This window comes from Streptomyces sp. NPDC050416 (genome assembly GCF_044458845.1).
GTDB lineage: Bacteria > Actinomycetota > Actinomycetes > Streptomycetales > Streptomycetaceae > Streptomyces.
The window spans coordinates 449481-472423 of the sequence record NZ_JBITII010000007.1 but is presented as its reverse complement, the minus strand read 5'-3'; the positions used below and the strand labels follow the sequence as shown (position 1 = coordinate 472423).

The following is a 22943-nucleotide window of genomic DNA, read 5'->3' as shown; positions in this document are numbered from 1 at the left end:
AACGCGGATTTTCTCGCGAATAAGACGCGGAATCACGTTCACCGCCCGGCCTCGAACCCGGACGATGCTGTGGGCCACAGCAGGTGTGGTGGCCCTCGGTTTTCTCATGGCGCTGGAGATCGCCGCGCGCCGCCTCGGCGTGCCCGGGCCGATCACGTGCCAGGTGCAGGAGGTGATCGTCGCCCCCAAGTCGGGCTTCCTGCTGTACGCCGCCATGGCGCTGACCATGGTGGTCCTCACCCGGCGGCAGCGGTTCATCGCCTTCGGCTTCGCACTCGGCATCGACGCCGTCTTCCTGGTGGTGCGCTGGGCGGTCGGCGCCGAGCTGGGGGACGCCCATCCCTTCGGCAACGGCGCGTTGTGGGTGATTCTGGGATGCGGGGTCTTCGCGGTGACGCGCCGCACCGGCCCGGAACGCGTCCTGATGCTGAAGGGCGTCGGGCTGGGCCTGCTGCTGGTGGCCGGCCGTAAGGCCGGTGACACCTGGCTGATCATCACCTCGAAGACCCGCCCGATGGTGCTCGACCCGTACGTGGCGACCGCCGACCACGCACTGGGCAACCCGTCGTGGCTGGTGGGCCGGATCGTCAAGGCCACCGGCGAGGCCGGTGCCATCGCCCTCGAAACCGTCTACGGCCAACTGGCGGTGGCCGCCGTCGTCGTCGCGCTCTACCAACTGCGCAACGTGGCCGCCGAGCGCCGCTTCCCGCGCCACCACCTGGTGCGGACCTTCCTCGTCATCGGCCTCCTCGGGCCTGGCATCTACATGATCTTCCCGGTCGTCGGCCCGGTCTTCGCCTACGGCCCGGGCGCCTCCGGCACCGGCGGCCTGCAGTGGGCGGTGGCCAACCTGTGGCCGGACCTGCCGCCACCGACCGACGTCGTCCCGCACGAGGTGCTGTACGACGGGATCACCCCCCGCAACTGCATGCCCAGCCTGCACACGGCATGGGCCGTCGCGATCTTCATCCATTCCCGCAGGGGCCCACGCGTGCTGCGCCACGCGGGCACGTTCTGGCTGATCGCCACGCTGACCGCCACGCTGGGATTCGGCTACCACTACGGCGTGGACCTCGTCGCCGGCGTGGTGTTCACGATCACGATCGAGGCGGCCCTGCGCTCGCTCGAACGCGGCTGGGACCGCTCCGGAATCCAGCTGGTCACCTACGGAGTGGCCGTCTTCACGGCGATGCTGCTGTCCTATCGCTATCTGCCGATGGAGATGGCCGCGCGTCCGTGGCTGTTCGGGCCGCTGCTCCTCCTGGCGATGGCCTCGGTGATCTACGGCTACGTACGGACCACCGGCCAGTGGGAGACGAAGGCCGTCCCGGCGCGGCAGCCGGCACCGGAACACGAACTGGTCAGCGGGTGAGGAGGACCGCCAGGGCGCTCACTGTGCCCGCGCCGGCGAGGAGGGCGCAGGCACAGGCGGCGTGGCGGCGCAGCAGGGCGTGCCGGAGGTCCGCGTAGCGGCTCTCGTACTCCTGCCGCAGCTCCTCGGCCCGCCGGACCGTGGCGTGCAGCAGCTGACGGGTGACGTCCAGACGCCGGCGGACGTAGTGGCCGGTGAGCTCCTCGGCCTGGGCGGTGGTCAGCCACGGCATCCCCGCGCAGAGTTCTTCCGCCTCGCGCCGTGCCTGATCGAGATGGGCGTGCGCGAGGAGATAGCCCTCGGCCTCGTCGGCCAGCACGTGCCGCGGGGTGCCGTACTGCACCTCACGGCCGCCGCGTCTCACGTCCGCCGGCCGTGGTGCCCGCCCGGCTCGACGACATCGCGTCGGCCGGTGTTCTCCGCCTCGTCCAGCTGGGCCACGTCGGGATGGTGCAGGTCGAAGGCGGGGGACTCGGAGCGGATCCGCGGCAGGGTGACGAAGTTGTGCCGCGGGGGCGGACACGAGGTCGCCCACTCCAGGGAACGCCCGTAGCCCCAGGGGTCGTTGACCTCGACCCGCTTGCCCTGCTGGGAGGTCTTCCACACGTTGTACAGGAACGGCAGCGTGGACAGCCCCAGCAGGAACGCGCCGATCGACGAGACGGTGTTCAGCCAGGTGAAGCCGTCCGCGGCCAGGTAGTCGGCGTACCGGCGGGGCATGCCCTCGGCGCCCAGCCAGTGCTGCACCAGGAACGTCGTGTGGAAGCCGACGAACAGCGTCCAGAAGTGGACCTTCTCGACGCGGTTGTCCAGCATCGTGCCGGTCATCTTCGGCCACCAGAAGCTGAAGCCGCCGAACATCGCGAACACGATCGTGCCGAAGAGCACGTAGTGGAAGTGCGCGACCACGAAGTAGGAGTCGGTCACGTGCCAGTCCAGGGGCGGCGAGCCGAGGATGACCCCGGTCAGACCGCCGAAGAGGAACGTGACCAGGAACCCGGCCGCCCACAGCATCGGCGCCTCGAAGGACAGCGAGCCCTTCCACATGGTGCCGATCCAGTTGAAGAACTTCACCCCCGTCGGCACGGCGATCAGATACGTCATGAAGGAGAAGAACGGCAGCAGCACCGCGCCGGTGGCGAACATGTGGTGCGCCCACACCGTCACGGACAGCCCGGCGATGGCGATCGTGGCGCCGATCAGGCCCGTGTAACCGAAGATCGGCTTACGGGCGAAGACGGGGATGATCTCGCTGATCACGCCGAAGAACGGCAGGGCCAGGATGTACACCTCGGGGTGGCCGAAGAACCAGAACAGATGCTGCCAGAGGATCGCGCCGCCGTTCTCCGCGTTGAACACCTGCGCCCCGAAACGGCGGTCGGCCTCCAGCACCAGCAGCGCGGCGGCCAGCACCGGGAACGCCAGCAGCACCAGCACCGAGGTGAGCAGCACGTTCCAGGTGAAGATCGGCATGCGGAACATGGTCATGCCGGGGGCGCGCATGCAGATGATCGTGGTGATGAAGTTGACGGCGCCGAGGATGGTGCCGAACCCGGACAGGGCCAGGCCCATCAGCCACAGGTCCCCGCCGACCTGGGGGGTGCGTTCCCCGCCGCTCAGCGGGGTGTAGGCGGTCCAGCCGAAGTCCGCCGCGCCCTGCGGGGTGAGGAGACTGCCGAGCACGATCAGGCCGCCGAAGAGGAACAGCCAGTACGAGAACATGTTCAGCCGCGGGAACGCCACGTCCGGGGAGCCGATCTGCAGCGGCATCACCGCGTTGGCGAACCCGGCGAACGTCGGCGTCGCGAACAGCAGCAGCATGATCGTGCCGTGCATGGTGAACGCCTGGTTGTACTGCTCGTGGGACAGCCACTGGATCCCCGGCCGGGCCAGCTCCGTCCGGATGGCCATCGCCAGCGCCCCGGCGATCAGGAAGAAGGCGAACGATGTGATCAGGTACAGGTGCCCGATCTTCTTGTGGTCCGTCGTCGTCAGCCAGGAGACGATCACCTGGCCCGGACCGCGGCGCTCCGCCGCCGGTACCGGAGCGACCGGTTCGGTATGTGTCGCCATGAGTTCCTCGATCGGCAGTGCGTAACCCAACCCGGCGGAAACTAGTCCCGCTGATCCGCAACAGCCGTCCGACGTGGGCCTTCTTTGGGCCAAACGGCCGAGCGGTCCATGCGAACGAGTGGTGTCCCGTTTCTCGGGCACAGGCGCGAGAAGCGTCACAGGGGGCGGTGGAGTCCGTGTGTGAGCCGGGCGAGGCAGGCGTCCAGGGCGTGCACGCGACCCGGCAGGGCCTCGCGCAGGTCCCACCAGCAGATGGCCTCGATCTCCTCGTTCGGCTCGAACGCCGCGACCTCGGCGCAACGCCCGGAGAACAGCGCGCCGTATTCGACACGCTGGTCCGGCGCGAGCGCGAAGCGCGGGTATCCGACGAACCGGAGCGGCTCCGCGGGTGTCTGCCCCGCTTCCTCCAGCAGTTCACGCTCGGCCCCCTGGCGGGGTGACTCGCCCGGCTCGATCAGTCCGCCGGGCAGCTCCCAGCCCTGCCGGAAGCGGTCGAACACCATCAGGACGCGATCACCGCGCCAGAGGGCCACCAGGGCGAGCGGCAGGGGCGCGTCACCGGGCGGTCGTTCCTCCGCCCGGCGGACGAAGGCGGTCAGGGCGTTGCCGCGATGATCGACGGCGAGCGGTTGCTCCGTGGCATCAGACATCTCCGCATGATGCCCGTCTCCGGCCCGAACGGCCTTTGTGCCGAACGGCCTTTGTATCGAACGGCCTTTGCACCGAACGGCCTTTGTGCCGAACCGGCCCGCGTACTCTCGCCTGATGGATGGGATCATCACACGATTGACCATCGCGGCCACGGCATCGGCGCCTGCTCTCCTCCTGCGTCCCTGGAGGCCGGCCGACGCCGCGGTCCTCGTGGGCCTGTACCGGGACGAGGCCATGCGGCGCTGGGTGAGTGCGGGCGTCCACGACCGTGGCAGTGCGGCACGGTGGATCCAGGATCAGCAACGCGGCTGGGACGCAGGGGACCGGTTCGCGTTCGCCGTCTCGGAGATCCAGGGGGACGCCGGCGAAGACGCGCTGGTGGGGCACGCGGTGCTCAAGAACGTCATGCCCGGCGCCTCGTCGGCAGAGGTCGGCTACTGGACCGCGGCGCACGCACGCGGCCGGGGCGTGGCTCCCCGGGCCCTGGAGGCGCTGACGGAATGGGCCTTTGACGCCTTCGCCGGCGACGGTCTGACCCGGCTGGAGCTCCTGCACCAGGCGGACAACACCGCCTCGTGCCGCGTCGCGCGGAAGTGCGGCTATGAGCTGTCCTCGCTCGTGGCCGCCGCGCCACCGGAGTTCCCCCTGGAAGCGCACCTGCACGCGCGGGTCCGTGACCTCTGAGTACGTCCCTGCGAGACGCCCGGTGCGTCACGCGCTGTCCAGGCCGGTGGTGAGTTCCTCGTGCCAGTGGAGGGAGACGCGCTGGTCGAGGATCGTCGCCGCGGCCACCGGGAGGGGGAGGTGGAGGAACTCCCGCAGTGCGTGGGCCGCCGCGGCGCGTGCGTCCCACGCGGTGAGGTCCTTGGGGGAGACGGGGGCGCTGTCGCCGTCCGCCAGGAGCCGCCGGGTCGCACGGGCCTCTGCTGCAAGGGTGCGCATGCGCGAGTCCAGGGGACCGTCCGGGTCGCAGGCGACGGGCAGGCCGCGGTGGATCCGGTCGAGGGCCTCCACCACCTCCGGGTAGGTGTCGAGACGCGTCTCCGATGCCAGGCGCGACAGTTGGGCCGCGAGGGCGGCGCGCAGGCGCTGCGGCGGTGTGGGCTCCACGAGGCCGGCCAGATCCAACTGCCGTACCTGGGAGGGGAATCCGCAGTCCTCCGCCCCGGGGAGGTCGTCCAGCAGGGGGAGCAGCAGGGCACTGGTCAGCTCCGCCGGGCCCTCCTCCTCCGGGTCGTAGGCGATGCCGAAGTCCTGTCGCAGTACGGCCAGTAAGCGGGTGTACGCGGTGGTCGAGCCGGGCCAGAGGTCCACGCCGAGCCGCCGCGCATGCGGTCCGCCGGCGCTGTTGCCCTCGCGCGGCGACATGACGCGCCGGGTGTCCTCCTGAGGACACGGCACGCCGTCCTCGGCGAAGGTGAGCACGACCTCCGGGCCGTGCCGGGTCAGGACCGCCGCGCGGGTGCCGGCGGACAGGGCGCGCAGCACCTCCGGCCGGGCGAACTGCGCGGGGCCGCCCTCCAGCGTGGCGTACGCCCAGCCGCCTGCCTCGCCCGCCCGGATCAGGGGCCGGTGCGCGGCCCACGGGGACTGCGCCGCCCGCTGGGCCTGCCGGCGGTCGCGCGGCCGTACGGTGGCGGGGACCGCGCCGAGCCGGCGCAGCATCTCGGCCGGCGTCAGACCGGCGGCGAACGCGACGTCCGGCTGGTCCGGCAGCGGGGCGGGCCTCGGCCGGTGGGTGCGGACGAAGAAGAGCCGCTGCGCCCCTTCCTGCCGGGGTGACGGCGGGGGACCACCGGCGGCGTCCGGGAAGACCGGGCGCTGGAGGGCCGGCGGGTCCGACTCCGGCTCGGCGAGCGCGGCGGCCCACGCCAGTGCGGAGACCGCCTCGGCGGGCACGGTCCGCTCCTCCTCCCACCCCAGCTTTCCGGCCACGGCCACGGGGACGCGGTCGAGGAACGGGCGACCGCCCTCCAGGGCGTCCGCGAGGTCGGCCAGAACATGACGCAGCGAGGGCCAGTGTGCGAAGGAGCGCTTCTCGTCGTCGAAGCGGCGGCCCACCTGTCCGTAGTGGGGCCCGGGGCGGCAGACGAGGAACAGGCCGTCCGAGGCCCGCCGGCCGATGCCCAGGGTCAGGGGCAGCCCGGCCTCGGCCACCCCGAGACTCCGCAGGAAGGTCGTGTCCCGCACGATGTCCGCGACACCGCACAGCGGGCCGCAGGACGCCAACTGAACTGCGCCGTCGTCGGGTTCCACCCCGTTGTGGCACCGCAGCGAGGCCACCAGATCAGGGTGGAACGGCACGCCGAGCGTGCGCTCCGCGTCCTCGATGCCGGCCTGCGACGCGGGTGGGCGCAGCGCGGCGTGGGAGAGGGGAGCGTGCCGGGCCAGCCAGGCGTCGACCCGGGCCCAGGACTCCTCGACGGCGGGGATGCTCATGGCAGCGGACCCTATGCCGGGCCACTGACAGCGCCCCCGCCCTCCTGGTGCCGCAGCGTCGTAATCCCGCCGATTTTGCGGACGTGGCGTACGGCGAGGTGAGCGACGCCGCGAGCGGCGCGAGAATGGTGAGGGCCTGGCGGCGTCCGCGCGGCAGCTCCGGCGAAACGATCCGCCGGACCCGCACCGCGGACCCGCACCGCGGGGACGGAAGCGCACCGCAGACACACCCGCACCGCAGACAGACCCCGCTCCCGGCCGGGCACGCCCCGCACAGCGATCGCACCGTCTTCAGCACCGTCTTCAGACCGGCACGCACGCGCCGGAACGGAGGACTGACTCATGGCCACCCCGCTCACCGCCGCCCGGCTCGTCGCCGCGCTGAAGGCCGAGGGCTGCGCCGTTCACGAGGTCGGCGGATGGCGCACCAACAACCGCAACCACAAGGGCCCGTGGGGCCCCGTGCACGGTGTGATGATCCATCACACCGTCACCGGCCCCGGCACGGCCGTCGTCGACCTGATCTACCACGGCCACAGCGCCCTGCCCGGTCCGCTCGCCACCGGATGCATCACCAAGGACGGCGTCGTCCACCTGACCGGCAACGGCCGGGCCAACCACGCCGGCGGCGGCGACGGCGACGTGCTCAATGCCGTCATCGGCGAGTCGTACGGCACGTACCCGCCCGCGACGCACGAGCACGACGGCTCCGCCGGCGCGGTCGACGGCAACGCCCGTTTCTACGGCTGGGAATGCGAGAACAGGGGCGACGGCAAGGACCCGTGGCCGAGTGTGCAGTACCTCGCCATCGTCAAGGCCACCGCCGCGATCTGCCGCGCGCACGGCTGGGGCCCCAAGAGCGCGATCGGTCACCTGGAGTGGAGCGACTGGAAGGTCGACCCGCGCGGATTCGACATGGCCGGCTTCCGCCGTGACGTCGCCGACGCCCTGGCCCTCCCGGCGGGCCTGTGGGAAGGAGAGGACCCCATGCCCCAGTACGTCAACCTCGGTGTCTCCCAGGGCTATCGGCTCGCGCCCGGTGCCTGGGACTCGGTCGAGTTCGCCACGGAGTGGGCCGACGAGACCGGCGACCACGCCACCGGCGGGAGCGTCTTCGCCCGTGGCCCGGCCCGTTTCAGCGGCAGCGTCAGCCTGCACATCGACGGCCTGCCGGCGGGCGCGGTCGTCCAGGCGCGCATGTCGGAGTACCAGGGCGACCAGCACCGCGCCGACCACCCGATCCACGAGATCGTCGGGACCGGCGGCGGCACCTTCGCGGTCGTGCCCCTGACGAAGCGGCTCCCGTCCGGCCGGAGCATGCGAATACGGCTGCTGAACCAGGCGGCCGTCCCGGTCACCGTCGCGAGCGCTGTGCTGACCGTGCTGGTGTGGAAGGAGAGCTGAGACCGGCTCTACTCGGCCGTAGGCAGTCCGGGGCCCATGCAGCGGACGTTCGCCGACGGCACTTCTGCGCGCACCAGGTAGGCCGCCACGGTGTCGTCCACGCACGCGTTGCCGCGGCTGGCGAACACGCCGTGGGAGTAGTCGTCGTCCAAGGTGACCAGGCGTGAGCCGGGCAGCGGGGGCTGGAGGCGGTGGGCGCCCTCGATCGGCGTGACGGGGTCGTGCGCGGAGGCGACGAGGAGGACCGGCGGCGCGTCCGGGCTGCCGAGCGGCGTGCGGTGGCCGGGCCGGTGGTACCAGTAGGCGCAGGTGCTCGCCTCCATGCCCGTCAGCACCGGCTGCGGATCGAGGCGGCGGGTGCGGCGGATGTCCGCGACGATGTCCCGGGGGCTGGGCGCAGGGCCATCGGCGCACGTGACGACGCGGTTGGCCGCCTCGTAGTTGCGGGAGTCGGGGCTGTCGAAGGCGCCGTCCGGGCGCAGGCCGTCCGGGTCGCCGTCGGTCAGAAAACCGCGCAGCCCGTCCGCGAGGCTCGCCCAGCGTTCCGTGCGGCCCAGGGCCAGGTACACGGCACGGTCGAACTCCGCCGGGCCGAAGCCCGCCACCGGCCGCGCGGCGAGCTCCCGGCGTACGCGCAGATGCGAGTCCCGTACCGCGGCCGGTGTCCCGCCCAGGCCGAAGCGCCCGGCGTGGGCGGCCGTCCAGGTGAGGAAGGTGCCGCGCTGCCGCACCAGGGCGCGGCTCTGGAGCACCTCGAAGTCGTACCAGTCGCCGGAGCCGACCACGCTGTCGAGCACCATACGACCGACGCGGTACGGGAAGCGGGCCGTGTAGGCGGCGCCGAGGCAGCTGCCGTAGGAGACGCCGAGGAAGCTCGTCCGCGGTTCGCCGAGGACCGCGCGTATCGCGTCCATGTCGTACGCCGTCTGCTCGGTGGACAGGTACGGCAGCAGGCGGCCCGCGTGCCTGGCGCAGTCGTCGGCCAGGGCGCGCAGGGACGGACAGGTACGTGCGCTCCGCCCTGGCTCCCGCCGGCACCGGGTCGCCGCCCGGACTGTCGAAGAGGCCGCCCATCGGACCGCACGTGACGGGGGTGCTCCGCCCGACGCCGCGCGGGTCGAACCCGACGACGTCGTACGCACGCCGCACGCTCTCGGGGAGCTTCGCCCGCTTGGTGACCGCGTAGGGGAGCCCTGAGCCGCCCGGGCCGCCCGGGTTGACCAGCAGGATGCCGCGCCGTTCGGCGGGCGTGCCCGAGGCGCGGACCCGGGACACCGCCACCTCGATGCGCGGCCCCGAGGGGCGGTGCCGGTCGAGCGGCACGCTCAGCCGCCCGCACTCGACGCGCTCCGGTGCGGCCGGCCGGGGGACGGAGTCGGGGCAGGAGGTGAAGCGGAGTGGGGAGAGCGCTTCGGCGGCCTGGACCGGGGCGGCGGGGAGCAGCGCGGTGGCGGCCGCGAGGGCGCACAAGAACGCGGTGCGGCGTGCGGAACGGGTCAAGGGAGTCTCCAGAAGATCTTCGCCCAACCAGGTGACAATGAAAATGATTATCGATAACGTCTCTCGCGGGACCACCCGGCACCCTCCCCGGAGGGCTCGCCGGGCTGCCCGCGCGCCGTGAACTCACAGCCTTGAAAGGGGAGTTGTGGCTCATCTGTTGGTGGTCGAGAGCTGGGTCGGGTCCATGAGCAGACTGCTGCCGCGGGCGATCCGGGAGAACGGGCACGCGTTCACGTTCCTCACCCGCGACTTGCACCACTACCTGCGCTCGGCGCCCGAGGGGACGGCCCATCCGCTGCTCGGCGCCCGCAACGTCATCACCGCCGACACCAACGACATCGAGGCACTGCTGCCCGAGGTCGAGCGGCTGCACGGGGTCCTCGGCTTCGACGGGGTCGTGACCTCCTGCGACTACTACCTGCCGACGGTGGCCCGGATCGCGGGGCGCCTCGGTCTGCCCGGCCCAGGTCCCGAGGCCGTGGAGAACGCCTGCCGCAAGGACGCCACCCGCCGCGTCCTCGACGACGCCGGGGTGCCCGGACCGCGCTTCGCCGTGCGCGAGGAGTGGGCCGACATCGCGCGGGCCGCGCGGGAGATCGGCTACCCGCTCGTCGTCAAGCCCGTCGACCTGTGCGCGGGCATGTACGTGCGACGGGTGGACGACGAGACCCAACTCGCCGCCGCCTGCCGGGCCCTGGCCGACTTCCCGGTCAACGCGCGCGGACAGCGGCGGACGCCCGTGGTGCTGCTGGAGGAGCTGCTGGACGGCCCCGAGGTCAGCGTCGAGACGGTGTCGCACGCCGGCGCGGTCCACGTGGTGGGCGTGACCGACAAGAGCGTCGGCGGCGCACCCGCCTTCGTCGAGACCGGCCACATGTTCCCCGCCGCCCTGCCGCCCGGCGACACCGAGGCCGCCGAACACACCGCCCTGGCCGCACTCAAGGCCCTCGCCCTGACCGACGGGGTCGTGGCGCACACGGAGATCAAGCTCACCTCCGCCGGTCCGCGCGTGGTCGAGGTCAACCCCCGGCCCGCCGGGAACCGCATCACCGAACTCATACGCCACGTCACCGGAATCGACCTCGCCGCCGCCTTCGTGGACGTCGCCCTGGGCCGCGCCCCCGACCTGCGGCGCGTCGACACCGGTCTGCGCAGCGCCGCGATCGGCTTCCTGGTGCCGGAGGCCTCCGGCACCCTCGAAGCGCTGGACGGCAGCGGCGTACGGGACCTGCCCGGTGTGCTGGAGGCCCAACTCGCCGAGCCCGGCAGGGCCGTGAAGGCGGCGGGCAGCAACAACGAGTACCTCGGACACGTCATGGCCGGCGACGCCGACGGGCTCGGGGCCCGCGAGCGCGTCGAGAGCCTGCTGGACGGGCTGCGCGCCGGGCTGGTGATCCGATGACCACCGCGACCAGTGGCGTCTCGTACGACGACCTTGTGGCCCGGGTGCGCGCGGGCGCCCTCGGCCCCGACCCGGCCACCCAGCGCATCTCCGTCGCCTTCACCACCCGGCAGGCCGTACGGCACGACGGGCGCGGCACCGGCTACCGCAACGAGGTGCTCAGCCTGCGCCTGGCCGAGGCCGTCGGCTCCTGCGCGGTCGAGCCCGGGACGCTCCCGGACAGCGCCGTCGAGGACTGCGTGGGCGCGGACGTGGCGCGACTGCTGGAGCACCCGCTGCCGCCGGTGCGGGTGGCGGCCCTCGACGCCTACCTGATGCACGTCCTGCCGCACACTCCCGCCCAGGGGGCCAGGACCCTGCCACTGCTCGCCGGGTCGTCGCTGGAGAAGTCCCGGGCCCGCGCCCAGGCCGTCGTCGCCCTGCTCGACCTGCCTCCCGGCGCCACGGTGCTCGTGGTGGGCGTCGTCAACTCCCTCCTGGAGGCGCTGCGTTCACGCGGCCTGCGCTACGTCCCCTGCGATCTCAAGGGCGGTGAGACCGAGTGGGGCGAGCCGGTCGTCACCGACGCGCTCGCCGCGGCCGGCTCCTGTGACGCGCTGCTCGTCTCCGGCATGACCCTGGGCAACGGCACCTTCGAACCGCTGCGGCGGCACGCACTGGCGCACGGCAAGCAGCTGGTGATGTTCGCCCAGACGGGGAGCGCCGTGCTGCCCCGCTTCCTCGGGCACGGCGTCAGCGGGGTGTGCGCGGAGCCGTACCCGTTCTTCTGGCTCGACGGCGGCCCCGGTGTCCTGCACCGCTATGACGGCTGCTGCCCGGGAGGCGGGCGATGACCGTCACCGCGCACCGGCCCGCCGCGCGACGGGAACTGCTCTCCCTGGTCGGCCGTACCCCTCTGGCCCGCATCACCGCCGACCTGCCGGGCCCGCACCCCGGTTTCTGGGCCAAGCTCGAAGGGCTGGCGGCGGGCGGGATGAAGGCACGCGCCGCCGTGTCCATGCTGCTGGGCGCCCGCGACCGCGGCGAACTGCTGCCCGGTGCCCCGGTGGTGGAGTCCACCTCCGGCACGCTCGGCATCGGGCTCGCCTTCGCCGGGCAGGCCCTCGGCCACCCCGTCGTGCTGGTCGGCGACAGTGAACTGGAGCCGTCCATGCGACAGTTGCTGCGCGCCCATGGAGTGCGGCTGGAGGTCGTGGACCGGCCGGCGCCGCGGGGAGGCTGGCAGGCCGCGCGCCTGGTCCGGCTGCGGGAACTGCTCGCCGAACTGCCCGGCGCCTACTGGCCCGACCAGTACAACAACCCCGACAACACCGCCGGCTACGCCTCCCTGGCGGCCGAACTCGCCGTCCAACTCGATCACCTGGACATCCTGGTGTGCAGCGTCGGCACCGGCGGCCACAGCGCCGGCATCATCGGCCCGCTGCGGCGGCACTGGCCCGCCCTGCGGCTCATCGGCGTCGATGCCACCGGCTCCACCATCTTCGGCCAGCCCGCCCGGCCCCGGCTGATGCGCGGCCTGGGCAGCAGCATCCACCCGCGCAACGTCGCCTACGACGCCTTCGACGAGGTCCACTGGATCGGCCCCGCCGAGGCCGTCGACAGCTGCCGCAGGCTGGCGCGCGGCGCCTTCGTCAGCGGCGGCTGGAGCACCGGCGCCGCCGCCCGGGTCGCCGCCTGGGCCGCCCGCGTCCACCCCGGGGCGGTCGTCGCCACCGTCTTCCCCGACGGCCCGCACCGCTACCTCGGCACGGTCTACGACGACGACTTCACCACCGCCCACGGCCTCGACCCGGCCGCCGCGGCCACCCGGCCCGTCGAGATCCCGCACCCGCACGCGGCGGAGGCGGCCGGCTGGGCCCGCTGCACCCGCGTCAGCGACCCGCTCACCGCCCCTGCCCTCCAGGCCCCTGCCCTCCAGGAAGAGAGCCCGTGAAGTCCAGCCTGCGCACCGTACGCCTCGTACTCGCCGAGCCGCTGCGCATCTCCCGTTCCACCATGGCCGCGCGCGACGCCGTGTGGCTGACCGTCGAGCACGACGGACTGCACGGTCACGGCGAGGCCGTCACCAGCGTGTACTACGGACTCGGCACCGAGACGCTGCTGCGGCTCCTCACGGCCGTGGACCTGAGCCGTTTTTCCGATCCGGAGAGTGCCCTGGACGCCCTGCGGGCGGGGGAGTGGCTCGACGGTGACGTGCCGCCCGCCGTCACCGCCGCCGTCGAGTCGGCGCTGCTCGACCTGGCCGGCAAGCGCGCGGGCGTCCCCGTGCACCGCCTCCTCGGAGCCGCCCCACCGCCCGTCGCCGCCACCGCCCGCACCATCGGCATCACGTCCCCCGGCCATGCGGCCGCCCAGGCCCGGCGGCTCACCGCGAGCGGCTTCGAGGTCCTCAAGGTCAAGGCGGGCGCCCCCGACCCCGAGGACGACATCGAGCGCGTCCGCGTCATCCGTGATGCCGCGCCCCGGGCCCGGCTGCTCCTCGACCCCAACGGCGCCTGGTCCGTGGCGCAGGCGGACGCCCTGCTGACGCGCTTCGCCGACCTCGGCGTGGAGGCCGTCGAGCAGCCCGTCGCCCCCGGCGACCCGGACGCCCTGGCCGCCCTCGCGCAACGCGCACCGCTGCCCGTCATCGCCGACGAGGACGCCGTCGGCCTGGAGGACGTCCGCCGCCTCGCCGGACGGGTCCAGGGCGTCAACGTCAAGCTCCCCAAGTGCGGCGGCGTGCACGCGGCCCTGCGCATCGCCGAGGCCGTCGAGGGCAGCGGCACCGCCCTCATGCTGGGCTGCCTCACCGCCAGCAGCCTCGGCCTCGCCCCCGCCGTCCACCTGGCCGACCGGGCACGCTGGGCCGACCTCGACGGGCATCTGCTGCTCGCCCGCGACCCGTGGACCGGCATCGGCGGCGCCGACGGCGTCGTACGCGCTGCCGACCGTCCCGGCCTGGGCGTCGAGGAGGTGGCGGTCCGTGAAGACGTGGCATGAGATGAGGCGCTTCCCCCTCGCCGTGCGGCTCCTGCTGGTCAACCAGCTCGGCGTCAACACCGGCTTCTACCTGCTCATCCCCTACCTCGCCACCCACCTCACCGAGAACCTGGGCCTGTCGGCGGCGGTCGTCGGCATCGTCCTGGGCGTGCGCAACCTCAGCCAGCAAGGCTTGTTCATCATCGGCGGTTCCGCCTCGGACCGGCTCGGCGCGCGCGGCGTCATCATCGCCGGGTGCGCCCTGCGCACCCTCGGATTCGCGCTGTTCGCGCTCGGCGACGGACTGGCGGTGCTGCTCGCCGCCTCCGTGCTCAGCGGAGTCGCCGGGGCCCTGTTCAACCCGGCCGTGCGCGCCTATCTCGCCCAGGAGGCGGGGGAGAACAAGGCAGAGGCGTTCGCCCTGTTCAACGTCTTCGCCACCACCGGCGCCCTGATCGGCCCGCTGCTGGGCAGCGCCCTGCTGCTCGTCGACTTCCGCACCTCCGCGCTCACCGCCGCCGGCATCTTCGCCGTCCTCACCGTGGCGCAGGCCCTCGTCCTGCCCGCGCGGAAGACGGAGCCCAGCGGCGGCGGTGTCCTCGGGGACTGGCGCGAGGTGCTCGGCAACCGGGCGTTCCTGGCCTTCGCGCTCGCCATGGTCGGCATGTTCACCCTGGAGAACCAGCTGTACCTCCTGCTGCCGGACAGGGCCAGGGAAGCCACCGGCTGGGACGGCGCGGCGGGCATCGTCTTCCTCGTCGGCACGGTGGCCAACCTGGCGCTGCAACTGAGGATCACCAGGAGTCTCAAGACCCGTGGCAGCAGGGGGCGTTGGGTCGCCGTCGGGCTCGCCGTGACGGGGCTGTCCTTCCTGCCGCCGGCCCTCGTGCCGGGCGTTCTGCCCCTCCTGGCGGGCGCCCTGCTGCTCTCCATCGGCCTCATGGTCGCCCAGCCGTTCGTGATGGAGCTGATCCCCGGCTTCGGCCGCCCCGGACTCACCGGCACCTACTTCGGCATCTTCTACGTCGTCTCCGGCGTCGCCGCCGCCCTCGGCAACACCGCCGTCGGCTGGGCCATGGACACCGGCGAACAGGGCGCCGCGTGGCTGCCCTGGCTGTGCTGCGCCCTCCTCGGCCTGGCCTCCGCGCTCGGCGTGGCGTGGCTGCACCGGCTCGGCGCCCTGCCCGCGAGCCCGGCCCCGGGCGTCCCCGCCCCGGCGGGGGAGAGGAGCAAGGCGTGACCCCGGTGAACCAGGCCGTGACCAGCGGCAACCTCCTCACCGACAACCCCGCCCTGTACGAGGCCCGTTTCCCCGACACCGAGCGCCTCGCCGCACGGTGGACGGAGGACTGCCTGCGCCGCCACGGGGCCGGGCCGCGCGTGCTCGACATGGGGTGCGGAACCGGCCGCGACGCCGCCGCCCTGCACGCGGCCGGCCGGACCGTGACCGGCGCCGACCTCTCCGAGACGATGCTCAGCCACGCCCGCGCCCACCACCCCGGTCCCCAGTACGTCCGGGCCGACCTGCAGGGCTTCGACCTCGGCCGCTTCGACGCCGTCGTCTGCCTGGACAGCTCCCTGCTGTACTGCCACACCAACGACCAGCTCGACGGCTTCCTCGCCTCCTGCCGCACAGCACTCGCTCCGGGCGGCCTGCTCGTCGCGGAGATGCGCAACGGCGCCTACTTCCTGGGCCGCACCGACCTGCTCGACCGCTCCGCCGTCAACGCGTTCACCTGGCAGGGCAGGACCTACCGATCCACCACCACGCTGACGGTGGACCGGACCGCCCAGCTCCTGCGCCGCACCCGCGTCTGGAGCACCGACGACGGATCCCCGCCCGTCGAACAGCGCTCCGCCTGGCGGCTGCTGTTCCCGCAGGAGCTGCGGCACTTCCTCGCCACGCACGGCTTCGAGGTGCTCGAACTCCACGACGGCCCCGGCCCGCGCACCGAACCCCCTTGGCGGCAGGGCGAGTCGCCCGGCACGACCACGGACGCCGACCGGCTGCACGTCGTCGCACGTCTTCGCACCCTCTGACCCGAAGGACCAGTCATGAACGACGAACGCTTCCCCGGCCTGCGCCGCCGCGGCTTCCTCGCCGCCGGCACCGGCGTCGCCGCCCTCGCCCTCACCGGCTGCGGCGGCGGCACCGACGGCAAGGCGGACAGCGGCAGCGGCGGAACCCCGAAGCGCGGCGGACGGCTGCGCGCCGCCTTCGCCGGAGGCGGCGCGAGCGAGACCCTCGACCCGCACCTGGCCAACCTGTTCGCCGACGTCGCCCGCGCCAAGGCCCTCTACGACAAGCTCGCCGACTACGGCGCCGACCTCTCAGCCCAGCCCCGCCTCGCCGCGAAGTGGGAGTCGAACAAGAGCCTCGACCGCTGGCAGGTCACCCTGCGCGAGGCCGCCTTCCACGACGGCAGGCCGGTCACCGCCAAGGACGTCCTCTACAGCTACCGCCGCATCGCCGACCCCGAGCAGGCGTTCCGCGCCAAGGCGTCCCTGGAACCCATCGACCTCGACGCCAGCCGCGCCACCGGCGAACGGACCGTCGAGTTCGTCCTCAAGCGCCCCACGGCCGAATTCCCCAACGTACTGGCCGCGTTCGGCGCGTACATCGTCCCCGAGAACGCCACCGGCACCGACTTCGACAAGAAGCCGGTCGGCTCCGGCCCCTTCCGCTTCGTCTCCTTCGCGCCCGGCCGCTCCGCCGTCTTCCGCCGCCACGAGAACTACTGGGACGGCGCCCCGCACCTCGACGAGATCGAGTTCGTCGTCGCCAACGAGGAGTCCGCGCGCGTCAACGCACTCCTCGCCGGCCAGGTCGAGTACGCCCACGAGCTCAACCCCACCACCGCCCGCGCCCACGAGGGCCGGGGCCGGATCGAGATCGTCCGGCTGCGCAACAGCGCCATGCAGGCCTTCTGCATGAAGACCGACCGGCCGCCCTTCGACGACAAGCGGGTGCGCGAGGCGTTCTTCCTCATCGCCGACCGGAAGGAACTCGTCGACGGCGCCCTGTCCGGCGCGGGCGAAGTCGGCAACGACCTGTTCGGCAAGGGCTACGAGTACTACGCCGACGGCCTGCCCCAGCGCGAGCAGGACCTGGACCGCGCCCGTCGCCTGCTGAAGCAGGCGGGTGCCGAAAAACTGAAGGTCACCCTGGACACCTCCGCCGTCGCCGCCGGTTTCACCGAGGCCGCGAGCATCTTCCGCGACCAGGCCGCCAAGGCCGGTGTCACCATCGACGTGAAGATGGGCAGCAAGGACTCCTACTGGAGCGACATCCTCGACGGCGGCACCCTGTGCTGCTACCGCTCCGGCGCCATGCCCATCGAGGCCCACATCTCCCAGCGGCTGCTCACCGGCTCCACCACCAACGCCACCAAGTGGCAGCACAAGGACTTCGACGCCCTCTACCAGCAGGCCCAGTCCACCCGCGACAAGACCGAACGAGCCGCCGTCTACGAGCGGATGCAGCGCCGCCTGTACACCGAGGGCGGCTTCCTCATCTGGGGCTTCGCCGACTGGATCCTCGGAACGGCCCGCAACGTCAAGGGAGTCGAGACCAAGGCGCCCGCCAACACCCTCGACTGGGCCCGCTTCGACAAGGTGTGGCTGGCGTGAGCGGTCTGCGCTCCTTCGTCGCCCGGCGGCTGCTCCTCGGTGCCGCGCAGACCGTGGCGGTCGTGCTGCTGGTCTTCGCGCTCACCGAGGCGCTGCCGGGCGACGCGGCGGTGGCCCTCGCGGGCGACCAGCCCGACCCGGCGCGCATCGCCGCGATCCGCGAGACCATGGACCTGGACCGGCCCGCCCACGAACGTCTCGCGGACTGGGCCACGGGCCTGCTGCACGGCGACTTCGGCACGTCCCTGACCTCCGGCCGCCCGGTGGCCCGGTACATCGCCGACGGCTTCGGCCCGAGCCTGCTGCTGGCCGCGCTCACCCTGGCCCTGCTCGTCCCGCTCGGCTTCGGGCTAGGTGTGCTCGCCGCCCGTCACGAGGGGCGGCTGATCGACCGGCTGGTCAGCTGCGCCACGCTCGCCGTGTACGCCGTACCCGAGTTCGCCCTCGGCGTGCTGCTGGTGACCGTGTTCGCGCTGAAACTGGCCTGGCTGCCGCCCACCGCTGTGGGCTACGGCACCGACCTGCTCGGCCACCCGGCCGTGCTCGTCCTCCCCGTGCTGGTCCTGCTCTCCCGCCCGGTCTGCTCCCTCTCCCGCCTGGTCCGCGCCGGCATGGTCGACGCACTCGCCTCGCCCTACGCCGCCCACGCCCGCCGCTACGGCGTCCCCGGCGCCCGCGTCCGCTACACCCACGCCCTGCCCAACGCCCTCGCCCCGGCCGCCCAGCAACTCGCCCGTACCGTCGACTGGCTGCTGTGCGGGGTCATCGTCGTGGAGGCGCTGTTCGTCATCCCCGGCCTCGGCACGGTCCTCCTCAACGCCGTCGCCGAGCGCGATGTGCCGGTCGTGCAGGGGCTGGCGGTGGTGTTCGGCGTGCTGACCGTCGTACTGAATCTGGGCGCGGACCTGGTGGCGTACCGGCTGACGCCCCGGGCGGGGGTGGCGGCGTGACACGCCGGTTCCTCCTCGGCCTCGCCGTCGTCGCGGTCCCGCTGCTCCTCGCCCTCCTGGGCCCCCTGTTCGCCGGTGAACCCGGCCCCCGCGCCCCCTCCTTCGCCCTCGGTGACGGCCACTGGCTCGGCACCGACTTCGTGGGCCGGGACGTCTGGCGGCAAGTGCTGCACGGCGGCCGTACGGTCGTGCTGACGGCGCTCGCCGCGACGGCCCTGGCCTACCTGGTCGCGCTGCCGGTCGGACTCGTCAGCGCGGTCACCCACGCCCGGCGCCTGGAGGAGCTGCTGATGCGGCCCCTCGACGTGCTGCTCGCCGTACCGTCGCTGCTGCTGGTCCTGCTGGTGGCGTCCGTGTTCTCGCCGGGTGCCGCCGGGCTCGCGCTGCTGGTCGCGCTGGTGAACGTGCCCGACGCCGCCCGGATCGTCCGGGCCGCGGCGGCCGAGGCGGCGGCCCGGCCCGCGGTGGAGGCGCTGCGCATGCAGGGCGAGACGTGGTGGCGGGTCGCCGTCGGCTACGTCGGCCGTTCGGCCCTGCGCACCCTGGCCGCCGACGCCGGCATCCGGCTGACCGGTGTGCTGTACCTGGTGTCGACGGCCGCGTTCCTCGGTGTCGGTGTCGCCCCGGACGCCGCCGACTGGGCGGTCATGGTCGACCGCAACCGCACCGGCCTCTTCGTCCAGCCCTGGGCCGTGGTCGTGCCCGCCCTGCTGATCGTCGCCCTCACGACGGGCATCAACCTGCTCTTCGACGCCGCGCTGGAGAAGAGCAACGGACGGAAAGGACGGCGCGCGTGAACCAAGAGACGGAAGCGGCTGACATCGTCGCCGAGATCCGCGACCTGCGCGTCGAGATCGACGGCCGCGCGATCGTCGACGGCGTGAACCTGCGCGTGCTCCCCGGCCGCGTGACCGCCCTGGTCGGCGCCTCCGGCAGCGGCAAGACCACCACCGGCCTGGCACTGCTGGGGGAGTACCCGGCCGGTGCCCGGGTCACGGGGGAGGTGCGCCGGCCCGCGGACGGCCCGGTCGGGTACGTGCCCCAGCATCCCGCCGCCGTCCTCAACCCGGCCCGCCGCGTCAGCGCCCTGCTCGACGACATCACCCGCCCCCGGGTACGCCACCTGCCCCGCCGCGAACGCCGCAGCGCGGCCCGCGAACTGGTCCTGCGGGCCCTGTCCGACGCCCAGCTCCCGGACGCCGAAGCCCTGTTGCGCCGCTACCCGCACCAGCTCTCCGGCGGCCAGCAGCAACGCGTCGTCCTCGCCCAGGCCCTGCTGCTCGGCGCGCGTGTCATCGTCGCCGACGAACCCACCACCGGCCAGGACGCGCTGACCAAGCGCCGCATCACCGACCAGCTCGCGGCGGTCGCCGCCCGCGGCATCGCGGTCCTCCTGCTCAGCCACGACCTGGACGTCGTCCGCGCGCTCGCCGACGAGGTCCTCGTCATGCGCGCGGGACGGGTCGTGGAGTCGGGGCCCGTGGCGCGGCTGTGGGCGGCGCCCCGCCACGAGTGGACCCGCCGGCTGCTCGACGCGCAGCGGGCGCAGCCACAGGGCGCGGTGAGCGGCGGCGCCCGTCAACCCGCCCTGGAGGTACGGGACCTGACCGCCGTGTACGACCGCGGGAACACCGTCCTGCGCGTCCCGCACCTCGCGCTCCACCCCGGCGAGTGCCTGGCCGTGGTCGGCCGCTCCGGCAGCGGCAAGACCACGCTCGCCCGCTGCCTCGCCGGCCTCCACCGCGACCACGACGGCGAGATCCTGCTCGACGGCACGCCGCTCCCGCGCAGCCTGCGCCACCGCGGCCGTGACCGGCTCGCCGCGGTGCAGTACGTCTTCCAGGACGCCCGCGCCGCCTTCGACGAGCACCGGCCCGTCCTGCCCCAGGTGGCTCGCACGGCGGTGCGGCTGCGGGGCGCCGGCGAACGGGCGGCGACGGACGAGGCGTCGGCCACCCTGGGCCGCCTCGGCCTGCCGGAGGAACTGGCCCGCCGCCGCCCCGGCGCACTCTCCGGCGGCGAACTCCAGCGCGCCGCCCTCGCCCGCGCCCTCCTCGCCCACCCCCGCGTCCTGGTCTGCGACGAGATCACCTCCGGCCTCGACACCGCCACCCGCCGGGCCATCCTCGACCTGCTCGCCGCACTGGTCCGCGACCGCGACGGCCTCGCCCTCGTCCTCATCACCCACGACCTGGACACGGCGTCGGCCGCCCACCGCATCGCCGTACTCGACGCCGGCGAGATCGTCGAACAGGGCCCGTCCCGGCGGATCCTGACCGAGCCACGGCACCCTTTCACCGTCGCCCTGGCGGAGACGATCGCCCGTCCGGGCACGTACACCCGGGCATGAACCGAAGCGAGTCACCCCCGTTACGAGTTGAACCGGGGCACGGCCCTGTGATTAGGGTGCGGGCGATGTTCTGCGCAGACGCCACCCCCTTATCCCGAGCAGGAAGAGGCACAGCCGCTTCGCGTTGTTCCGGGAGGGCCCGTGAGTGACACGGTGACGACGGCCCGCCCGGTGGCCGGGGAGACCCGGGCGCCGAGGGGAACGGAACAGGGCGCGGCGGCCCGCCCGGCGAGGCAGCGGGACGCGTTCTTCGACAACGCCAAGTACCTGGCGATCGTGCTGGTGGCCGCGGGACACGCCTGGGAGCCGCTGCGGCCGGACAGCAGGGCCGTCACCGCGCTCTACATGGTCGTCTACGCGTTCCACATGCCGGCGTTCATCGTCATCTCCGGCTACTTCTCGCGCACCTTCGACGGAAGCCCGGGGCGCCTCAAACGCCTGGTCACCGGTGTCGCCGTGCCGTACGTGGTGTTCGAGACGGCGTACACCCTGTTCACCCGGTGGACCAGCCAGGACCCCGACCGCCCGGTCAGCCTGCTGGACCCGCTGTATCTGACCTGGTTCCTGGCGGCGTTGTTCGTCTGGCGGCTGACGACGCCGGTGTGGCGGCATGTGCGGTGGCCGCTGCCGACGGCCCTCGCCGTCGCGATGCTGGCGACGCTCTCACCGTCCGTCGGCCACGACCTCGACCTCCAGCGCACCCTCCAGTTCCTGCCGTACTTCGTGCTCGGCCTGCTGCTGCGGCCGGAGCACTTCCGGCTGGTGCGCCGGCGCGGGGCGCGGATCCTCGCCGTGCCCGTGGCCGGATGCGCCCTGGGGGTGGCGTACTGGGTGGTGCCGCGGATGAACTACGCCTGGTTCTTCCACGCCGACAGCGCCCGGGAACTGGCGGCCCCGTCCTGGTACGGGCCCGTGATGACGCTGGCGGCCTTCGGCTGCTCGGCCGTCCTGGTCACCTGCTTCCTCGCCTGGGTGCCCGGGCGCCGGACGTGGTTCACCGCCCTGGGCGCGGGCACACTGTCCGGCTATCTGCTGCACGGTTTCGTCGCGCAGGCCGCCGAGTACGGGGGCTGGTACGAGCCGGCCTGGGTCCACGGGCCTGTGGGCGCGCTCGCCGCCACGCTGGTCGCGGCCGTGGTGGTCACGGCGCTGTGCACGCCGTCCGTGCGGCGTGTCTTCCGCTGTGTGACCGAACCGGGAATGGCGTGGGCCTTCGGCAGGGGGAACGCGGTCCCGCGGCCGGGCGATGCCCGCGGGTGACGCCTACTGCTGGGTGGCGGCTTCCTGCTGCACCGGGGCGTGCCCGTTCAGGGCCTGCGTCATCTGGTGCTGTGTCTCTTCGGCGACGACGCGAGCCTCCTCGACGACGTCACCGCGTTCGCGTATGAGGCTTTCGTAGATCGGGAGTTCTTCGGTCCGGGTCGAGTCGGGTTTCACAGGTCTGTCCTATCGCTTTGCGGCCGGGTCTGAGGGGCCCGTGTAAGTCTGCGCCATGCCGTGCCGCGGTGTTACCCACCCCCGTCGTGTCCAGAATTCCGTCACGAGCTTCGCGAATTCCCCAACTTTGAGACCGTGAGGAAAAGCCCCGGGCACGGCGAAGGGCCCCGGGAATCGCGTCCCGGGGCCCATCACGCGGAAGTCGTCAGAGCGACGTCGTGTGAATGCCCGCGCTGCCGGAAGCCGCCCCGCCCTCCGGCGACAGGGATCCCTGGAGGCTGCCGCAGAGCTCGGCGGTCAGGGGCCCGACCAGGCCGGTGGACAGGCCGCCCACGAGGCTCGCGGAGGCACCGCCCGCCATGCCGCCGGAGATGTTCTCCAGGTCGGCGTCGGACAGCTCGGCGATGTCGACCCGAGAGGTGAGGTTCATTGGAGGTGTTTCCCTTCGCGTGAATGTCTCGCAATGGCGGCGCGCGTGGGGGGTCGCCGGATCCAGAACCGAGATTCCGCACCGGTGGCTCCGCCGTGGGCAGGATCAAAGCACCCCGCGGGAGAAAAGTTCCAGCCAACTCCCGGCATCACACCGGGCCTTTCGGTGACCGTCTTCACGGTCATGACCGTGGGCACACGAAATGCGCCCACTTCTTCACACACTCCGTCGCCCTGCCGACCGCACGGGTATTGCGCCCCGATTCCCGAAGCGGGCACTTCGGCGCCAAGTGCCCCTGCCGCGACATGGACTTGGCGCCCGGCGTGCCGTCCCACGGCGTCCTG

At 73.0% G+C, this 22943-nt stretch carries 21 protein-coding genes; 14 read left to right on the top strand and 7 right to left on the bottom strand.

Annotated elements, in window-relative coordinates:
• The first annotated feature begins 64 nt into the window (after positions 1–64).
• Positions 65–1372, top strand: coding sequence for a phosphatase PAP2 family protein (locus tag ACIBL4_RS24255; RefSeq protein WP_399413362.1), 1308 nt, complete (start codon positions 65–67; stop codon positions 1370–1372).
• Here ACIBL4_RS24255 and ACIBL4_RS24250 read toward each other — a convergent pair.
• From ACIBL4_RS24250 to ACIBL4_RS24240, 3 genes are all read right to left on the bottom strand, one after another.
• On the bottom strand, positions 1362–1736 hold the full coding sequence (locus ACIBL4_RS24250; protein WP_399413360.1) for a hypothetical protein: 375 nt from the start codon (positions 1734–1736) through the stop codon (positions 1362–1364). The genes ACIBL4_RS24255 and ACIBL4_RS24250 overlap by 11 nt on opposite strands.
• On the bottom strand, positions 1733–3445 hold the full coding sequence (gene ctaD / locus ACIBL4_RS24245; protein WP_399413358.1) for a cytochrome c oxidase subunit I: 1713 nt from the start codon (positions 3443–3445) through the stop codon (positions 1733–1735). The genes ACIBL4_RS24250 and ctaD overlap by 4 nt, the downstream gene beginning before the upstream one ends.
• A 155-nt stretch (positions 3446–3600) precedes the next feature.
• Positions 3601–4095, bottom strand: coding sequence for an NUDIX domain-containing protein (locus ACIBL4_RS24240; RefSeq protein WP_399413356.1), 495 nt, complete (start codon positions 4093–4095; stop codon positions 3601–3603).
• A 115-nt stretch (positions 4096–4210) separates the two neighbouring features.
• Here ACIBL4_RS24240 and ACIBL4_RS24235 point away from each other — a divergent pair, with 115 nt between their 5' ends.
• Positions 4211–4780 (top strand): GNAT family N-acetyltransferase, encoded by a 570-nt coding sequence (locus ACIBL4_RS24235; RefSeq protein ID WP_399413354.1) that lies wholly within the window; start codon positions 4211–4213, stop codon positions 4778–4780.
• A gap of 27 nt (positions 4781–4807) precedes the next feature.
• On the opposite strand, the gene ACIBL4_RS24230 is transcribed toward ACIBL4_RS24235, so the two are convergent.
• Positions 4808–6535: a hypothetical protein gene (locus ACIBL4_RS24230; protein WP_399413351.1), complete on the bottom strand. Its 1728-nt coding sequence runs from the start codon at positions 6533–6535 to the stop codon at positions 4808–4810.
• A gap of 342 nt (positions 6536–6877) precedes the next feature.
• On the opposite strand from ACIBL4_RS24230, the gene ACIBL4_RS24225 reads away from it, so the two are divergent.
• Positions 6878–7939, top strand: a complete 1062-nt coding sequence (locus ACIBL4_RS24225; protein ID WP_399413348.1) for an N-acetylmuramoyl-L-alanine amidase — start codon at positions 6878–6880, stop codon at positions 7937–7939.
• Between the two features lie 8 nt (positions 7940–7947).
• Here ACIBL4_RS24225 and ACIBL4_RS24220 read toward each other — a convergent pair whose 3' ends face one another.
• Positions 7948–8853 carry an alpha/beta fold hydrolase gene (locus ACIBL4_RS24220; protein ID WP_399413346.1) on the bottom strand — a complete coding sequence of 302 codons (906 nt, stop codon included), beginning with the start codon at positions 8851–8853 and terminating at the stop codon, positions 7948–7950.
• A gap of 731 nt (positions 8854–9584) precedes the next feature.
• On the opposite strand from ACIBL4_RS24220, the gene ACIBL4_RS24215 reads away from it, so the two are divergent.
• From ACIBL4_RS24215 to ACIBL4_RS24165, 11 genes are all read left to right on the top strand, one after another.
• Positions 9585–10841, top strand: a complete 1257-nt coding sequence (locus ACIBL4_RS24215) for an ATP-grasp domain-containing protein (RefSeq protein ID WP_399413344.1) — start codon at positions 9585–9587, stop codon at positions 10839–10841.
• Complete coding sequence (locus ACIBL4_RS24210; RefSeq protein WP_399413342.1) at positions 10838–11674, top strand: Rossmann-like domain-containing protein; 837 nt, start codon at positions 10838–10840, stop codon at positions 11672–11674. Before ACIBL4_RS24215 ends, ACIBL4_RS24210 begins: the two co-directional genes overlap by 4 nt.
• Positions 11671–12774 (top strand): PLP-dependent cysteine synthase family protein, encoded by a 1104-nt coding sequence (locus tag ACIBL4_RS24205; RefSeq protein ID WP_399413340.1) that lies wholly within the window; start codon positions 11671–11673, stop codon positions 12772–12774. The genes ACIBL4_RS24210 and ACIBL4_RS24205 overlap by 4 nt, the downstream gene beginning before the upstream one ends.
• Complete coding sequence (locus tag ACIBL4_RS24200) at positions 12771–13823, top strand: mandelate racemase/muconate lactonizing enzyme family protein (protein WP_399413338.1); 1053 nt, start codon at positions 12771–12773, stop codon at positions 13821–13823. Before ACIBL4_RS24205 ends, ACIBL4_RS24200 begins: the two co-directional genes overlap by 4 nt.
• A complete protein-coding gene (locus tag ACIBL4_RS24195; protein ID WP_399413334.1) occupies positions 13807–15042 on the top strand; it encodes an MFS transporter in 1236 nt (411 codons plus the stop codon). Before ACIBL4_RS24200 ends, ACIBL4_RS24195 begins: the two co-directional genes overlap by 17 nt.
• A gap of 17 nt (positions 15043–15059) precedes the next feature.
• Complete coding sequence (locus ACIBL4_RS24190) at positions 15060–15842, top strand: class I SAM-dependent DNA methyltransferase (RefSeq protein WP_399413520.1); 783 nt, start codon at positions 15060–15062, stop codon at positions 15840–15842.
• 15 nt (positions 15843–15857) lie between these two features.
• On the top strand, positions 15858–17432 hold the full coding sequence (locus tag ACIBL4_RS24185; RefSeq protein ID WP_399413332.1) for an ABC transporter substrate-binding protein: 1575 nt from the start codon (positions 15858–15860) through the stop codon (positions 17430–17432).
• Positions 17429–18382 (top strand): ABC transporter permease, encoded by a 954-nt coding sequence (locus ACIBL4_RS24180; protein WP_399413330.1) that lies wholly within the window; start codon positions 17429–17431, stop codon positions 18380–18382. The genes ACIBL4_RS24185 and ACIBL4_RS24180 overlap by 4 nt, the downstream gene beginning before the upstream one ends.
• Positions 18379–19179 (top strand): ABC transporter permease subunit, encoded by an 801-nt coding sequence (locus tag ACIBL4_RS24175; protein WP_399413328.1) that lies wholly within the window; start codon positions 18379–18381, stop codon positions 19177–19179. The genes ACIBL4_RS24180 and ACIBL4_RS24175 overlap by 4 nt, the downstream gene beginning before the upstream one ends.
• On the top strand, positions 19176–20732 hold the full coding sequence (locus tag ACIBL4_RS24170; RefSeq protein ID WP_399413326.1) for an ABC transporter ATP-binding protein: 1557 nt from the start codon (positions 19176–19178) through the stop codon (positions 20730–20732). The genes ACIBL4_RS24175 and ACIBL4_RS24170 overlap by 4 nt, the downstream gene beginning before the upstream one ends.
• 141 nt (positions 20733–20873) lie before the next feature.
• Positions 20874–21992 carry an acyltransferase family protein gene (locus ACIBL4_RS24165; RefSeq protein WP_399413324.1) on the top strand — a complete coding sequence of 373 codons (1119 nt, stop codon included), beginning with the start codon at positions 20874–20876 and terminating at the stop codon, positions 21990–21992.
• A gap of 3 nt (positions 21993–21995) precedes the next feature.
• Here ACIBL4_RS24165 and ACIBL4_RS24160 read toward each other — a convergent pair whose 3' ends face one another.
• The gene (locus tag ACIBL4_RS24160) at positions 21996–22169 is read right to left on the bottom strand and encodes a hypothetical protein (RefSeq protein ID WP_399413322.1); all 174 of its coding nucleotides are present in this window, start codon (positions 22167–22169) and stop codon (positions 21996–21998) included.
• Positions 22170–22374: 205 nt separating this feature from the next.
• The gene (locus tag ACIBL4_RS24155; protein WP_399413320.1) at positions 22375–22599 is read right to left on the bottom strand and encodes a class IIb bacteriocin, lactobin A/cerein 7B family; all 225 of its coding nucleotides are present in this window, start codon (positions 22597–22599) and stop codon (positions 22375–22377) included.
• Positions 22600–22943: the final 344 nt, after the last annotated feature.

Coding starts and splice junctions, on each gene's coding strand:
- ACIBL4_RS24185 (WP_399413332.1), top strand. CDS start 15,858: ATGAACGACGAACGCTTCCCCGGCCTGCGCCGCCGCGGCTTCCTCGCC.
- ACIBL4_RS24155 (WP_399413320.1), bottom strand. CDS start 22,599: ATGAACCTCACCTCTCGGGTCGACATCGCCGAGCTGTCCGACGCCGAC.
- ACIBL4_RS24220 (WP_399413346.1), bottom strand. CDS start 8,853: ATGGACGCGATACGCGCGGTCCTCGGCGAACCGCGGACGAGCTTCCTC.
- ACIBL4_RS24205 (WP_399413340.1), top strand. CDS start 11,671: ATGACCGTCACCGCGCACCGGCCCGCCGCGCGACGGGAACTGCTCTCC.
- ACIBL4_RS24240 (WP_399413356.1), bottom strand. CDS start 4,095: ATGTCTGATGCCACGGAGCAACCGCTCGCCGTCGATCATCGCGGCAAC.
- ACIBL4_RS24235 (WP_399413354.1), top strand. CDS start 4,211: ATGGATGGGATCATCACACGATTGACCATCGCGGCCACGGCATCGGCG.
- ACIBL4_RS24225 (WP_399413348.1), top strand. CDS start 6,878: ATGGCCACCCCGCTCACCGCCGCCCGGCTCGTCGCCGCGCTGAAGGCC.
- ACIBL4_RS24230 (WP_399413351.1), bottom strand. CDS start 6,535: ATGAGCATCCCCGCCGTCGAGGAGTCCTGGGCCCGGGTCGACGCCTGG.
- ctaD (WP_399413358.1), bottom strand. CDS start 3,445: ATGGCGACACATACCGAACCGGTCGCTCCGGTACCGGCGGCGGAGCGC.
- ACIBL4_RS24210 (WP_399413342.1), top strand. CDS start 10,838: ATGACCACCGCGACCAGTGGCGTCTCGTACGACGACCTTGTGGCCCGG.
- ACIBL4_RS24255 (WP_399413362.1), top strand. CDS start 65: ATGCTGTGGGCCACAGCAGGTGTGGTGGCCCTCGGTTTTCTCATGGCG.